This window comes from Pantoea sp. X-Soil-ISGK-275 (genome assembly GCF_059730795.1).
The window spans coordinates 206303-221067 of record NZ_AP035976.1 but is presented as its reverse complement, the minus strand read 5'-3'; the positions used below and the strand labels follow the sequence as shown (position 1 = coordinate 221067).

12 protein-coding genes and 4 tRNA genes are annotated in these 14765 nt (G+C 55.8%); 4 read left to right on the top strand and 12 right to left on the bottom strand.

The features are described from left to right. Positions 1–32: 32 nt before the first annotated feature. The 7 genes from uvrD to AC6I8A_RS00950 all read right to left on the bottom strand — a co-directional run bounded on the left by uvrD (position 33) and on the right by AC6I8A_RS00950 (position 8447). Positions 33–2195 (bottom strand): DNA helicase II, encoded by a 2163-nt coding sequence (uvrD, locus tag AC6I8A_RS00980; RefSeq protein WP_154156861.1) that lies wholly within the window; start codon positions 2193–2195, stop codon positions 33–35. Between the two features lie 176 nt (positions 2196–2371). Then, positions 2372–3088 carry a 5-amino-6-(5-phospho-D-ribitylamino)uracil phosphatase YigB gene (gene yigB, locus AC6I8A_RS00975; protein WP_497817891.1) on the bottom strand — a complete coding sequence of 239 codons (717 nt, stop codon included), beginning with the start codon at positions 3086–3088 and terminating at the stop codon, positions 2372–2374. Then, positions 3088–3996, bottom strand: a complete 909-nt coding sequence (xerC, locus tag AC6I8A_RS00970; RefSeq protein ID WP_256698044.1) for a tyrosine recombinase XerC — start codon at positions 3994–3996, stop codon at positions 3088–3090. The genes yigB and xerC overlap by 1 nt, the downstream gene beginning before the upstream one ends. Beyond that, positions 3993–4697 (bottom strand): DUF484 domain-containing protein, encoded by a 705-nt coding sequence (locus tag AC6I8A_RS00965; protein ID WP_061719368.1) that lies wholly within the window; start codon positions 4695–4697, stop codon positions 3993–3995. The genes xerC and AC6I8A_RS00965 overlap by 4 nt, the downstream gene beginning before the upstream one ends. Further along, entirely contained in the window at positions 4694–5518 is an 825-nt protein-coding gene (gene dapF, locus AC6I8A_RS00960; RefSeq protein WP_008105772.1) for a diaminopimelate epimerase, read from the bottom strand. The genes AC6I8A_RS00965 and dapF overlap by 4 nt, the downstream gene beginning before the upstream one ends. Positions 5519–5547: 29 nt before the next feature. Then, on the bottom strand, positions 5548–5751 hold the full coding sequence (gene lptM, locus AC6I8A_RS00955) for an LPS translocon maturation chaperone LptM (protein WP_256698040.1): 204 nt from the start codon (positions 5749–5751) through the stop codon (positions 5548–5550). A gap of 134 nt (positions 5752–5885) precedes the next feature. Further along, entirely contained in the window at positions 5886–8447 is a 2562-nt protein-coding gene (locus tag AC6I8A_RS00950; RefSeq protein WP_293795726.1) for a class I adenylate cyclase, read from the bottom strand. A 316-nt stretch (positions 8448–8763) separates the two neighbouring features. Here AC6I8A_RS00950 and hemC point away from each other — a divergent pair, with 316 nt between their 5' ends. Genes hemC through hemY form a run of 4 tightly spaced genes read left to right on the top strand, consistent with a single transcriptional unit; the run spans position 8764 to position 12795 of the window. Continuing rightward, the gene (hemC, locus tag AC6I8A_RS00945) at positions 8764–9705 is read left to right on the top strand and encodes a hydroxymethylbilane synthase (protein WP_036648709.1); all 942 of its coding nucleotides are present in this window, start codon (positions 8764–8766) and stop codon (positions 9703–9705) included. Then, positions 9702–10442, top strand: coding sequence for a uroporphyrinogen-III synthase (gene hemD / locus AC6I8A_RS00940; RefSeq protein ID WP_008105768.1), 741 nt, complete (start codon positions 9702–9704; stop codon positions 10440–10442). Before hemC ends, hemD begins: the two co-directional genes overlap by 4 nt. A 23-nt stretch (positions 10443–10465) precedes the next feature. After that, complete coding sequence (hemX, locus tag AC6I8A_RS00935; RefSeq protein WP_008105767.1) at positions 10466–11596, top strand: uroporphyrinogen-III C-methyltransferase; 1131 nt, start codon at positions 10466–10468, stop codon at positions 11594–11596. 2 nt (positions 11597–11598) lie between these two features. Continuing rightward, the gene (gene hemY / locus AC6I8A_RS00930; protein WP_256698038.1) at positions 11599–12795 is read left to right on the top strand and encodes a protoheme IX biogenesis protein HemY; all 1197 of its coding nucleotides are present in this window, start codon (positions 11599–11601) and stop codon (positions 12793–12795) included. Positions 12796–13381: 586 nt separating this feature from the next. Here the strand turns inward: hemY and AC6I8A_RS00925 are convergent. The 5 genes from AC6I8A_RS00925 to wecG form a co-directional block, all read right to left on the bottom strand. Beyond that, positions 13382–13458, bottom strand: a tRNA-Pro gene (locus tag AC6I8A_RS00925). 37 nt (positions 13459–13495) lie between these two features. Next, a tRNA-Leu gene (locus AC6I8A_RS00920) sits at positions 13496–13582 on the bottom strand. A gap of 16 nt (positions 13583–13598) precedes the next feature. Then, a tRNA-His gene (locus AC6I8A_RS00915) sits at positions 13599–13674 on the bottom strand. Positions 13675–13766: 92 nt separating this feature from the next. Next, positions 13767–13843: transfer RNA gene (locus AC6I8A_RS00910), tRNA-Arg, on the bottom strand. 159 nt (positions 13844–14002) lie between these two features. Further along, on the bottom strand, positions 14003–14737 hold the full coding sequence (wecG, locus tag AC6I8A_RS00905) for a lipopolysaccharide N-acetylmannosaminouronosyltransferase (RefSeq protein WP_265301674.1): 735 nt from the start codon (positions 14735–14737) through the stop codon (positions 14003–14005). Between the last annotated feature and the right edge of the window lie 28 nt (positions 14738–14765).

Here is a 14765-nt window from a genome sequence, read left to right as displayed (position 1 = left end):
GACGAAAAAGTCGTCAAGGTAGCGCAACCGCGCTACACCGTCTCAAGACGGGCGTAAGCCGCCACCAGCCACTTGATTCCCTGGCCCTGAAACGCCACTTGCAGACGGCTGTGTTCGCCGCTGCCTTCGAGGTTGATGATGGTGCCTTCGCCGAACTTGGCATGACGCACGCGTTGGCCGAGCGTGAAGCCGCTGTCGTTTTGAGCGATGGGCGTGCCCATGCGCTGATGGCTCACCGGACGGCTGACGCTGGCGCGCAAACGCACCTCTTCCACGCACTCTTCCGGTAGCTCGCCGATAAAGCGTGATGGACGGTGATACACTTCCTTACCATAAAGACGACGGCTTTCGGCATAGGTGAGCGTCAGCTTGACCATCGCACGCGTCACGCCAACGTAAGCCAGACGACGCTCCTCTTCCAGACGACCGCCTTCATCCAGCGACATCTGGCTGGGGAACATGCCCTCTTCCATGCCGACGATAAAGACCTGGCTGAACTCCAGCCCTTTCGCCGAGTGCATGGTCATCAGCTGCACCGCGTCCTGCCATTTGTCGGCCTGACCTTCGCCCGCTTCGAGCGCCGCATGCGACAGGAACGCCTGCAGCGGCATCAGATCTTCGTCTTCGTCCTGATAGCTGAACTGGCGCGTTGCCGTGACCAGTTCCTCAAGGTTTTCAATACGCGCCTGGCCTTTTTCGCCCTTCTCCTGCTCGTACATCACCCATAAACCGGAGTCTTTAATCACGCGATCGGTTTGCACATGCAGCGGCATCTCGGATGTTTCGCTGGCCAGTGAATCGACCAGCTCGCAGAAGCGTTGCAGCGCCGATGCGGCGCGTCCGGCTAAGACTTTGTTCTGTAGCAGCTCGCGCGTAGCCTGCCACAAAGTGAGTTGCTGATCGCGCGCGGTCTGGCGCACCACGTCGAGCGTACGATCGCCCACGCCGCGCACCGGCGTGTTCACCACACGCTCAAATGCCGCATCGTCATTGCGATTGGCCATCAAACGCAGATAGGCCAAAGCATCTTTGATCTCCTGACGCTCGAAGAAGCGCATGCCGCCATAAATGCGATAAGGCATGCTGCCCTGTAGCAGCGCCTCTTCCAGCACACGCGATTGGGCGTTGCTTCGATAGAGAATGGCGCAATCCTGCAGTGCGTTGCCGTTTTCATGCCAGCTTTTGATGCGATTGACCACAAAGCGCGCTTCATCCAGCTCGTTGAACGCGCAGTAGAGCGAGATCTTTTCGCCATCGCTGCCGTCGGTCCACAGCTCTTTACCGAGGCGGCCATTGTTGTTGGCGATCAGCGTGTTCGCGGCTTTCAGAATGTTGTTGGTCGAGCGATAGTTCTGCTCCAGGCGAATGGTTTCCGCGCCAGGGAAATCCTGCAGGAAGCGCTGGATGTTTTCCACCTGCGCCCCGCGCCAGCCGTAAATCGACTGATCGTCATCGCCGACGATAATCACCCGGCCGGTATCACCCGCCAGCATGCGAATCCATGCGTACTGGATGTTGTTGGTATCCTGGAATTCGTCCACCAGCACGTTGCTGAAACGCTCGCGATAATGGTTGAGGATATGTGGCTTGTTGAGCCACAGTTCGTGGGCGCGCAGCAGCAGCTCGGCGAAATCCACTAAACCAGCGCGATCGCAGGCTTCCTGATACGCCTGATAGATGCGCAGCCAGGTTTGTTCAACCGGATTGCCGTAGCTTTCGATGTGTTTTGGTCGCAGACCTTCATCTTTTTTGCCGTTGATGTACCACATGCCCTGACGCGCAGGCCACTGTTTCTCATCAAGGTTCATGGCTTTGATCAGGCGCTTTAGCAGACGCAGCTGATCGTCGCTGTCGAGGATCTGGAAATCCTGCGGCAAACCGGCATCAAGGTGATGCGCGCGCAGTAAACGATGCGCCAGGCCGTGGAAGGTACCAATCCACATGCCGCCCTGGCTGGTGCCGATCAGCTGATCGATACGATGGCGCATTTCCGCCGCCGCTTTGTTGGTAAAGGTCACCGCCATAATCGAATACGGCGAGCAGTTCTCTACCGACAGCAGCCACGCAATGCGATGCACCAGCACACGGGTTTTGCCACTGCCTGCTCCGGCCAGCACCAGCAGGTTGCTGCGCGGTGCGGCGACCGCCTCGCGCTGTTTGTCATTCAAGCCGTCAAGCAGTTCAGAAACGTCCATAAGCACCGTTTTAACAATTGAGATACGTATCCAAAATCATTCGGCTTGCAGCAAGGCGGCAAGTGTGTGAATCCCCGGGAGCTTACATGAGTAAGTGACCGGGGTGAGCACGCGCAGCCAACGCGGCGGCAAGTCGAATGATGATGGATACGACTGGATGTATTTACAGCTGTTGATTATAGCAGCGAGGTCAGAGATGCCAACCGATCAATTTCAACATGCGGTAGCAAACGCGCATCGTCGATCTTCATCAGATTGCCTTCACGCAGGTTGATCCAGCAGGCTTGCATGCCGGCACGCAGCGAACCGGCAACATCGGTAGTGAGATCGTCGCCAACGTGCAGAATGTGTTGCGGGGCGATGTCCAAACGCTCAGCGGCCAGATGATACATATCCTGCCACGGCTTAGCGCGACCGTGCGGACCGGCACGCAGCGCGAACTGGAAGTGATGATGGATGCCGAGCTTTTCCGGGCAGGCGTTACCGTTAGTGATCGCCACCAGCGGCACGCGCTCGCCCAGCCACGTCAACGTTTGATGCGTCTCTTCCGGCATCGTCACTTCGCTGCGCCAGTGATGGAACACGCTCATCACGTCGCGGGCACCGGCACTGGCTTCTGATGCCGATAAGCCGACATTGAGCAACGCCAGCTCCACCGAGCGGCGGCGCCATTCAGACACGTCGTGATAAATTTCCGGCTCACGCGCCAGCAACTCATTACGCAGCGCCTGATAATCTGCCAGGGTGAATTCACGCAGCGCCGGATGATACGCCTGCAGTGCAGCGTGCGATTCGGCGGTGGTTTTGCGGATCACGGGATGGTTGTCATACAAGGTGTCGTCGAGATCAAAAGTGATCGCTTTGATCGGGCCGAGCGGACGATAAAACTTCATTAAGACTTTCCTCGTTTGGCACGCGGATGGGCCGCATCATAAACCGTCGCCAGATGCTGGAAATCCAGATGGGTATAGATTTGCGTGGTCGCCAGATTAGCGTGACCGAGCAGTTCCTGTACCGCGCGCAGATCGCCGCTCGATTCCAGCAAATGCGTGGCAAAAGAGTGGCGCAGTTTATGCGGATGAATATGGCTGGCAACGCCTTGCTTGATGCCCCATTCGGCAAAACGCTTCTGCACGTTGCGCGTCGAAATCCGGCTGCCGCGGCTAGAGACAAACACCGCATCATCCTGCGGCGCAAAGCTATCACGCAGCGATAACCAGTGCTGAATCCAGGTGACCGCCGTGCCGCCAATCGGTACGCGGCGCTCTTTGCTGCCTTTACCCAGCACCCGAACTTCGCCCGCGTCCAAATCCATGTGACGACAATCCATATTCACCAGCTCGGAGAGACGCAAGCCGCCGCCGTACATGGTTTCCAGCATCGCGCGGTCGCGCACCGCCAGCGGATCGTTGAGATCGATCTCCAGCAGTTGGTTAACTTCATCGACGTCCATGTTTTTCGGCAGATGGCGCGCGTTACGCGGCGTGGAAATGCCTTTGGCGGGATTGGCGCTCAGCATGCCTTGATGGACTTGCCAGTCGAGAAAACTGCGCAGTGCCGACATGCGCAGCGCCAGACTGCTGGCGCCCAAACCGCCACGGCGGCTGCGCGCCGCCAGGCTGCGCACCTGCGCCGGTTCCAGCTGCGACCAACTCGTCAGCTTCATCTCATCGGCCATTGCCATAATCGCCTGCAATTGCCGTTGGTAATTCTTTTGCGTCAGCGGACTGAGCTGGCGCTCGACCTTCAGATAACGCAGAAAGTCATCCACGGCCGGCAGCAGCGGACTGACGTGACTCATGCGCGTTCAATCCAGCGTGACAGCAAGTCCGGCAGCATTTGCGCCAGATGCTGCAGCAGCAGCGTGCCCATGCCTGCCTGATAGTGCTGATTATCGCGGCTGGTGAACATCAATACGCCCAGCTCGCCACGTTCGCCCATCAGCGACATCGCCACCGAGCCAATCGCTTTGGCCTGCGGCAACAGCAGCAGCAGTTCCGGGCCGTTGAGGCTGCCGAGATAGTGATGTTCATTACCGAAGCGCTGAATGCGCAGCGGTTCGAATGCCTGACGCGATAAGCCGAGTTGGGTGAAGTCAGATGGCGCGCCGATGTGCCATTTGTCATTGAACACGCGCACGTGCGCACCGGCCAGACCGAGTTCGCGCGCCCAGCGATGCAGACGCGTCAGCATCTCTTGTAAGCTGTCGGCGGCGGCAAGATGACCTTGCAGCGCCAGCAGGCGATCAAACAGCTGATGGTTAGCCGTAGCCTGCTCCATCAGTAGCGTGATCTCCTCTTCCAACTGCTGGATGTGGTTACGCTGACGCGCCATATGCCACTCCACCAGCGAAACGCTGCCGCGTACCGGATGCGGCACCATCATCTGTTCGACCTGGCGCGCATTGCGAATAAAGAAATCGGGGTTTTCGCGCAGAAATGCGCTTACCGATTGATCGTCCAGCAAAACCTCGCTTTCGGTCTGCTCTTCGACATTTTTCATAGATGAATAAACCCATCGTAGACGTGTGTGGCAGGACCGGTCATAAACAGCGGTTGCCCTTCCCCTTTCCAGGCAATATGCAGCGTTCCGCCCGGCAAATCGACGCGAACGTTCTCCGCCAAAATGCCCTGCTGAACGCCGCAGGCCACCGCCGCACACGCGCCGCTGCCGCATGCCTGGGTTTCGCCCGCGCCACGTTCGTATACGCGCAGACGGATGTGTTCACGATTGACTACTTCCATGAAACCGACGTTGACGCGCTCCGGGAAACGCTCGTGGCTTTCCAGCTCTGGACCGAGCGTTTCCACCGGCGCGGTTTTCACGCTCTCGACCTGAATCACGCAGTGCGGATTGCCCATTGATACCGCACCAAACATCACGGTTTGATCGGCCACACGCTGCAAATAAAGGTTCTCGGCTTTATTGGCACGCAGCGGCACGCTTTGCGGTTCGAAGTTCGGTTGGCCCATATTGACGCGCACCAGCTCATCATTGGTGACGCTGAGCACCATGCGGCCGGTTTGCGTACTGACGCGAATGTCGCTTTTGTTGGTCAACCCTTTCAGACGCACAAAGCGGGCGAAACAGCGCGCGCCGTTGCCGCACTGCGCGACTTCGCTGCCATCGGCGTTGAAAATGCGGTAATGGAAATCGAGATCCGGATCGTAGGGCGGCTCGACGATCAGCAGCTGATCAAAACCGATCCCCAGATTTCTGTCCGCCAGGCGGCGAATCAGTTCCGGCGAAAAAAAGACGTTTTGCGTCACAGCATCCACAACCATAAAGTCGTTGCCGAGACCGTGCATTTTTGAGAACTGCATTTTCTGCTCCGCCGGATTACTCATAGATTTTAGTTCGCCTGCGAACCAGGCTTGCTGGTAACCAAACCACCGACATCAGCATCCTGAGCGGCTTTTTGCTGCTGCTCGGTGACCTGCTGTTTCGGCTTGTTTGGCTGATCTTGCGGCGGGAAATACAGCGGTCCTTTCAGGCCACAGCCTACCAGGCTGACCAGTGCCAGCGCCATACCCAGCTGACTCATCACTCGTATCATTCTGTCTGCTCTTCTGTCCTTAAGCCATGGTTGCTTATCATCGCAGTTGACGTTGTAAAAGCAACAGGAAATAGCCGCATTTCCTGCGGCAGGTCAGAGTTACAGCGCATCCCGCCGCGCGAACGCAGGCGGGATCAATGCATTTGGTAGCGTGGCTGGAAGTCGCCGTTGTCGTTGTCAGGCTGCGTAGCGCAGAGCTGCGTTAACGTTTGGCTGCGGAAAGGAATCACCTGGAAACGTTCGCCAGTATTCACAATCTGGTAGAACTGCGGCAGGTTGAAATTGATAAAGCTGGAACCGTAGGTAAAACGGTCATGCGACGACGAATAGAATCGACTCACGTCGCGCACCAGCTCTTCTTTACTGCCTTCGCAATGGTGATAAACCTCAACGCGATTGGTTTCGTCGAGGATATAGATGTTGAAGCCGCGATCGTCATTAGTGTCTTCAAAGAAGAACTGAATGATGCCTTCGCTGGCGTAGCCGTTTACCACCGGCGGTAGCGGCGTCTGGTTCGATTCCACTTTGATCGACAAGCCGTGCAGCTTGTTGTTAGAAATCGCGCCATAGAATTCGACGGCGTTTTCCAGCTTCTGCACCGACACGCTCATGCGTTCGAAGAATAAGCCCCAGGTTTGGCCCGCCATGCGCAACGCTTTAAAGCGGCCCGGTTCCTGACGCGTGCTCGACAGACGGAGCTCAATACATTCCGAAACCAGCTGCTGCACACGGGTACGAATTAAACCGCGCAGATGCTGGCTGTAGCAGAACACTTCCACCGTATCCGGTGGCGCAGCATCCTGATGCATTTTGCCCAGAATGGTTTTCAGCGCCTCAATCATCGCCTGCTCGCCGTTGAAGTGCAGCGTACGCACTTCATTCCACGAGTTGCGATAGAGCAGATCGATGCTGCCAATCAGGCATTGCTGCTGCTGACCGAAGCTGAACACATCCAGCTTACGGAAATCAAAATGCACCACCTGATTGCGGAACGCCGAGGTAGGATCGTGTTCAAGGTTAACGATAATCGCTAAGTGACGAATTTCGCACGGGCTGTAGAGCGCTTTCGGCGTCGGTGCCGGCACGCGCAGCGGGAAGTGGCTCGACACATCGTTCACCAGCTCCTGCAAACGTGGCAGATCGCACAGATCGTTGCCTTTCATATGCAGACGCGTTTTGCTGGTCAGCAAACCGTTAAACCACGCCCACGCCACCAGCTTGTTCAGATAGCGGTTATATTCCAGCGGCTGATGGCTGATGATGGAACTCATGTCCGGCGATTGGTTATACAGATACCAACCGGCGCGATTGGCGCGGCCCGCCGGGACGTGAATAAAGGTGAGATTCTCTTCCGAAAGATCGGGCGAAATCTGCGGGTTCACTAAGGTGACTTTACCCGGCAGCGCCTCGAACGCGGCATACAGTTTACGCGTCAGCACGCCGATATCCTGCGGGCTGGCGCTGACGCTTAAATTGTTGCGACGCGCAAAGCGAATCAGGTTGCGATAGCTCTGCATCATCGCATCCAGTAACTCATTGTGCGCTTCGCGTACGCGTTCGATTTTCCATTGCGCGCGGTTATCCAGAACCGCTAACTTCTCCTCATCCCAGCCCCACTCTTTAACCAGCTGCGAAAGAATCTCGCGACGCCAGCCGGTGCGCTGATGATGGTGATCTTCGCTCGAGAGCTTTTCACACACTTTTAAATAGAAACATCGACGTACTAAATCAAGACGCGCCATGTCATCAACGCTGGTGAGATAGCGCGTTACGCGTTCCAGCATCATGCAGTAAGGATCGAGACCGAAGCAGACAATTTCGCCGTCGTGCAGGCGCTGCTTGATGTCCATCGACAACAGCTGCGTGTTGGGGTATTCCCAGCTGTAGGCTTCCAGCAGCAGGGTTTTCAGCACCGCTTTGTATGGCGAATCGATACTTTTATACAGCTGCCACAAGCTGGCACCGAAGTACTCTTCCGCTGACAACGTGCCAAGCCCGCCGAGATCCAGCCACTCATTCGGCGTCAGAACGCCTTGTGAATAGAGCGACATGACGTAATCGTCGTAATGGTGCTCCTCTTCGCCAGGCACCATGTTCCACAGGATGCGTTTACCCGCCATACGCACGGCGGTACGGTAAAACTCATCCAGCAGCAAAATATGTTGGGTAGAACCGCAGTCTTCACCGCCGAGGCTGCCGCTTTCGTTATGGCGGAAACGGTTCTCGTCAATCAGGAAGAAGCTGACTTCCACACCCATCGACACACACCATTTCTGTAACAGCGTACACTTACGCTGCAGATTGAGGCGCTCTTCATTATCCAGCCATGATTGGTGGCACACCCAGATATCAAGATCGGAGATACTGTTTTGCCCAACGGACGAGGTGCTGCCCATTGAGTAAATGCCGGTAATCGGACGTTCGCCCGCCACGGCAGAGCTGAGCTCGAGCGCTTGACCGCCCGCTAAGTTCTGCAGCAGCTGAAGTTGGTTTTCATCGGGCGTGTAGAGGCAGACGCCATGCGGAACGTTACCTTCAACGTAGCCAGGCATCAGTGGATGATGGTAGTGCAATAATGTTGGCAGCAGACTGTAGACTTGCTGGAAAGCAGGTCCCATGGCAGCCAGTGCGCGATCTACACGCAGCTGGTTAATCGCATCCAGTCTCTGTTTCAGTGTCTCAATGTAGAGGTACAAGACGTTTCGCCTGATTGTCCCAGTGTTAAGCACCCTGTTTCCGAATTTTGCCGCTTAATAATAAAGATATTGGGCAAATAATTGCTGGAAACGTGATCAATCTAACACCTGGAGGATTGACCGTAAAGAAAGTTGCGCTACTTAACAGTTTAGCATGTTCCGACCGTAGCTCTGCTTTTTTCAGACTTCGACTCTCAACTGCGACCCTCAAGATCCAGGCACAGTCTGACATCGCGGCCTTTTCAATCCGTTGAAACTGACAGCATTCCCCTATCAATGATAGGATATTCGATGAACGATCAAAATGGTTAACAGCATGTTAAACAAAATTTTCAGAATTGCTACCAGACAAAGTCCCCTTGCTCTGTGGCAGGCACAATATGTCCAACAGCGCCTGATGGCGGCTCATCCGGGTCTGCAAGTTGAGCTGCTGCCGATGGTCACCAAAGGTGATGTCATCCTTGATACGCCACTGGCAAAGGTTGGCGGCAAAGGGCTGTTCGTTAAAGAGCTTGAGCTGGCAATGCTGGAAGGGCGTGCCGATCTCGCCGTGCACTCGATGAAAGATGTGCCGATCGATTTTCCAGAAGGTCTTGGTCTGGTGACCATTTGCGAGCGTGAAGATCCGCGCGATGCTTTCGTCTCCAATCGTTACAACAGTATTGATGAGCTGCCGCAAGGCGCGGTTGTCGGGACGTCCAGCCTGCGCCGCCAGTGTCAGCTTAGCGCCCGCCGTCCGGACTTAGTGATTCGCTCGCTGCGCGGCAACGTCGGTACGCGTCTGGGCAAACTCGATGCAGGTGAATATGACGCCATCATACTGGCGGCGGCGGGTTTGAAGCGTTTAGGTCTGGAAGATCGCATTCGTCAGGCAATGCCTGCAGAAATTTCCCTGCCCGCTGTGGGTCAGGGCGCCGTCGGCATTGAATGTCGCGTGGATGATGAGCAATTAATTACGCTGCTCCAGGCGTTGAATCATGACGATACCGCCGTGTGCGTGCGTGCCGAACGTGCGATGAATACACGGCTGGAAGGCGGTTGTCAGGTGCCAATCGGCAGCTTCGCGGTGCTGGAAGACGATCAGCTGTGGCTGCGCGGATTAGTCGGCTCGCCGGACGGCAGTCAAATGGTGGTGGGCGAGCGCCGGGGTCCACGCGATCACGCCGAAAAAATGGGCATTTCGCTGGCCGAAGAGCTGCTGGATGGCGGCGCGCGCGACATTCTGCGTGAAGTCTATCAAGGTCAACCGCCAGCATGACCATCCTCGTGACCCGCCCGGAACCGGCCGCCACTGAACTGGTCTCGCGTTTGCGCAGCCTGGGCAAACTGGCATGGAGCCTTCCGCTGATTGAATTCACGCCGGGTCGCGATCTTATTCATTTACCTAAGCAACTTGCTGCGCTCCAGCCAGGCGATCTGGTGTTTTTGCTGTCGCAGCAGGTCGTCACGTTCGCCGAACCCGCTTTACAGCAGAGCGCGACTACGTGGCCTGAAGCACTCAACTATTATGCTATTGGCCGCAGCACTGCTTTAGCCCTGCATACCGTCAGTAATCTAAAAGTAGACTATCCTCATGCGCGGGAGACCAGTGAAGAGCTGGTGCGCCTGAATCGTCTGCAGCAGGTTAGCGGCAAACGCGCGCTGATTCTGCGCGGCAGCCCGGGACGCGAGTTGCTGGCGGAAACGCTGATTGAGCGCGGCGCTGAGGTGCAATATTGCGAGTGTTATCAGCGCTGTGAAAAGCACTACAACGGCGCGACTGAAGGCCGCCGCTGGCGCGATCGCGGCATTACAACGCTGGTGGTCACCAGCGGCGAAATGTTACAACAACTCTTTTCTCTGTTTCCGCCAATTGATCGTCGGGAATGGTTACTACACTGTCGGCTTGTGGTCGTCAGTGAACGTTTGGCTACGCAAGCCGCTGAACTAGGCTGGCAGGACATTGATGTAGCCGATGGTGCCGATAACGACGCGCTGCTGCGCGCGTTACGCTGAACTTAACAATGGGATGAGCCATAATGACGGAACAAAAAGCCTCCTCCGCCATGGTTGAAGAAACCACCCCAGCGGACAATTCTCCCTCTCCAGCAACTAAGCCACCACGCGATAAAAAAAGCGATGGCAAGGTGCTGAGTGCAGTGGCGATTGTGATTGCGCTGGCGATTGGGGCGGGACTTTACCTTAATGGGAAACACCAGGCCGATTTACAGGCTCAAACTAATCAGAATCTCAGTGAGCAGCTTAGCACCTTGCAGCAGCAACTGGGCAGCGACAAACAGCAACTGACGCAACAGCTGGCTAGCGCCAACAGCGCCTTGCAGGAGACGCGCACGCAGCAGGATAACAGCGCTAAAGAGCTGGAAACCCTGCGTGATAAAGTCGCCACCATCTCTGGAAACGACACGCGTACCTGGCTGCTGGCGCAGGCGGATTACCTCGTCAAACTGGCGGGCCGCAAATTGTGGAGCGATCAGGATGTCACCACTGCAGCAGCGTTACTGAAAAGTGCCGATACCAGCCTGGCAGACATGAACGATCCAAGCGTAATGAACGTGCGTCGCGCCCTAACGCAGGACATCAGTTCACTCTCCGCCGTCAGCCAGATTGATTATGACGGCACCATCCTCAAGCTCAATCAGCTGTCGAACGGCGTCGATAATCTGCGTCTGGCTGACAACGACAGCGATGATTCACCTATGGACGCCGATGGCGGTGAGCTCTCCAGTTCTCTGCACGAGTGGCGTCAAAATCTGGTGAAAAGCTGGCACAACTTTATGGATGATTTCATCACCATCCGCCGCCGCGATAACACCGCACAGCCGCTGCTGGCTCCGAATCAGGACGTCTACCTGCGCGAAAACATTCGTTCGCGCCTCCTGATTGCCGCCCAGGCCGTACCGCGTCATCAGGATGAGATCTACAAACAGTCTATCGATGCGGTATCAACCTGGGTTCGTGCCTGGTACGACACCAACGATGCCGCCACCAAAGCCTTCCTTGCGCAGCTGGATGAACTGAGCCAGCAAAGCATTTCGATGGATGTGCCGGATACGCTGGAAAGCCAGCCGCTGCTGGAAAAACTGATGCAAACTCGCGTGCGTAATTTGCTGGCTCAGCCATCGGTTGCTGCTGATCAACAGGGAGGCTAACCATGCTGAAAGTATTGGTGCTTTTCCTGCTGCTGATTGCCGGCATTGTGGTTGGACCGATGGTTGCAGGCCATCAGGGCTACGTGCTGATCCAGACCGACAACTGGAACATTGAAACCAGCGTAACGGGCCTGGCGATCATTTTGATTCTCAGCCTGCTGGTGATCTTGTTGCTGGAATGGATTCTGCGTCGCCTGTTCCGCACCGGCGCACGTACCCGCGGCTGGTTCACCGGTCGCAAGCGTCGTAGCGCACAGCGCCACACGCAGAGCGCGTTGATGAAACTGGCGGAAGGTGACTTCAAGCAGGCAGAAAAATTGCTGTCGAAAAATGCCGACCACGCCGATCAGCCGGTAGCTAACTACTTGCTGGCTGCCGAAGCGGCGCAGCAACGCGGGGACGAAATCCGTGCTAACCAGCACCTGGAGCGCGCTTCTGAGTTGTCGGTGAATGATACGATTCCAGTTGAAATCACGCGCGTACGTCTGCAACTGGCACGCAACGAAGATCATGCTGCACGTCACGGCGTTGACCGCTTGCTGGAAGTCGCGCCGCGCCATCCGGAAGTGTTGCGTCTGGCAGAACAAGCCTACATTCGTACCGGCGCGTGGGGCGCATTGCTCGACATTCTGCCTTCAATGCAGAAAGTGCAGATCAATGATCAAGCACAGCGCGATGCCTTGCAGCAGCAGGCCTGGCTGGGCCTGATGAACCAGGCGATGGCCGATCAAGGCAGCGACGGTTTGAAAAAATGGTGGCAGAACCAGAGCCGCAAAACGCGTCAGGAAACCGCCTTGCAGGTGGCGATGGCAGAACATCTGATTGAGTGTGACGATCCGGACACCGCGCAGAGCATCGTGCTGGAAGGTCTGAAGCGTCAATATGACGATCGTCTGGTGTTGCTGATGCCGCGCATCAAAAGTGGCGATCCGCAATCTCTGGAGAAAGCATTGCGTCAGCAGATTAAACAGCATGGCGCCACGCCCCTGCTGCACAGCACGCTGGGACAGATGCTCATGCGTCATGGAGAATGGCAGCAGGCGGCAGAAGCGTTCCAGCAAGCGCTGGCTCAGCGTCCTGATGCGTTTGATTATGCCTGGCTGGCCGATGTTTACGACCGCCTGCATCGCCCGGAAGACGCCGCCAAAATGCGTCGCGAAGGCCTGCTACTTACGCTGAAGACCAATCCCAGCGCCTGATTTTACGATTGTTACTTTTGTGCACGCCGGGCTGGTCCCGGCTTTTTTTTGCCTGTCATAAACTGCAGACAAAAAAACACCTGCCATAAGCAGGTGTAAGATCAGGTCGTTCAGACAACTGATGGCATCCGACTCAACGTAATGTCCTTCTTACTGCAGTAAAGCGTGCGCAAATACTGCCAGGCTGGACAACGGATGCCGTAAGGGGCTCTGCATCATTCCCAGGTTTATGTAGCATCAGCAAACATAAGAGGTGGAATGAGCATCTACAGGGAGATTATTGCACAAGACGTGCCAAAGTTGCAGTTAACGCAATAAGTTATTTTCTATCAATAGGATACAACCCACCACACGATCCACGTGTTAGCCGCTGTCGGTAAATCGCGACGCATAGCCCAAAAGCTGTCTCCGTAAAACGACAAGCTATGCAAGGAATTGTCATGCCATTATAAATCAGTGAGTTATATGTATCTGAATAGCGACAATGTGCAGAATTACGTTTTAAGGAAATGATGGGATGAGTGGCGAACGCGGAAGGTGGGTACAAACGAAAAAAGCCTGCTTTTTCAAGCAGGCTTTTCGAATATGGTCGGCGAGAGAGGATTCGAACCTCCGACCCACTGGTCCCAAACCAGTTGCGCTACCAAGCTGCGCTACTCGCCGATTTTTTACTTCTTTAACGCTACTGCGTAATTTTGCCTGGTGCGAAGGGAGGGACTTGAACCCTCACGTCCGTAAGAACACTAACACCTGAAGCTAGCGCGTCTACCAATTCCGCCACCATCGCGTGACCGAGCAAAATCTGGGGTGGCTAATGGGACTCGAACCCACGACAACTGGAATCACAATCCAGGGCTCTACCAACTGAGCTATAGCCACCATAATTCTGGTGCGTAAGCATGTCTCGCTTACTAAAATTCACTGCATAACGCGGTCTAACCAACCACCGAAGCTCTTGCGCACAAACTAAATGGCGCGCCCGACAGGATTCGAACCTGAGACCTCTGCCTCCGGAGGGCAGCGCTCTATCCAGCTGAGCTACGGGCGCGTAGCGCCGTTGCGGATGGGCATACTACGGGCTTGACCTCATGCTGTCCAGCCCTTTTTTAGAAAAAAACCGCGTTTGATTACGCTTTGTGCATTCCATCGATAATTACAGCAGTTTGAGGTGCTTACCCTCGTATTTCTGCTGAAAAAACCAGCAATTTCAGAGATCGCCGCGCCAATGGTAGCGCAAATATTTCAGCAGCTTTAATTGGCGACGCAGACGCGAAGGCTGACGAATGAGACGATAGAGCCATTCCAGTCCGGATTTTTGCCACCAAACCGGCGCGCGCTTAACGTGCCCGGTAAAAACATCATAAGTGCCACCAACGCCCATATAGAGCGCATGCGGCCAATGTGCGCGGCAATCACGCATCAATAGCTCCTGGCGCGGCGAACCTTGTGCCACCGTGACAATCTGCGCACCGCTTGCCGCAATGCGTGCAAACAGCGCGTCGCGCGCTTCAGGCGCAAAGTAACCATCCTGGCTGCCAACGATATTCACATTCCACTGCTGGCGCAGCTTGTCGCAGGTTTCCTGCAGCACCGCCTGACGTCCACCAATCAGAAACACCGGAATGCCGCTGCGTCCCGCGCTCTCCATCAGCGCTTCCCACAGATCCGCGCCCGCGATGCGGTTCACCTGCAGCTGGGGATACTTCTTACGCAGCGAACGGACGATGCTGATGCCATCCGGATATTTGAATTCGGCCTCAGCAATCAGTGCGCGTAGCTGCGCATCTTCTTCCAGCGTCAGCATTTTCTCGGCATTCATCGCCACCAGCGTGCCGCAGCGCGGCTTGCCCTCGGGCAGCAGAAAGCGCAGAAAACTTGCCATATCGTTGAAGGCGTGAAGATCGACTCCGCGCAGGCTATAGCGCGGCTTATCGGTTTCCATGGTATGAATTTCCCGTTGTGCCCAGAGG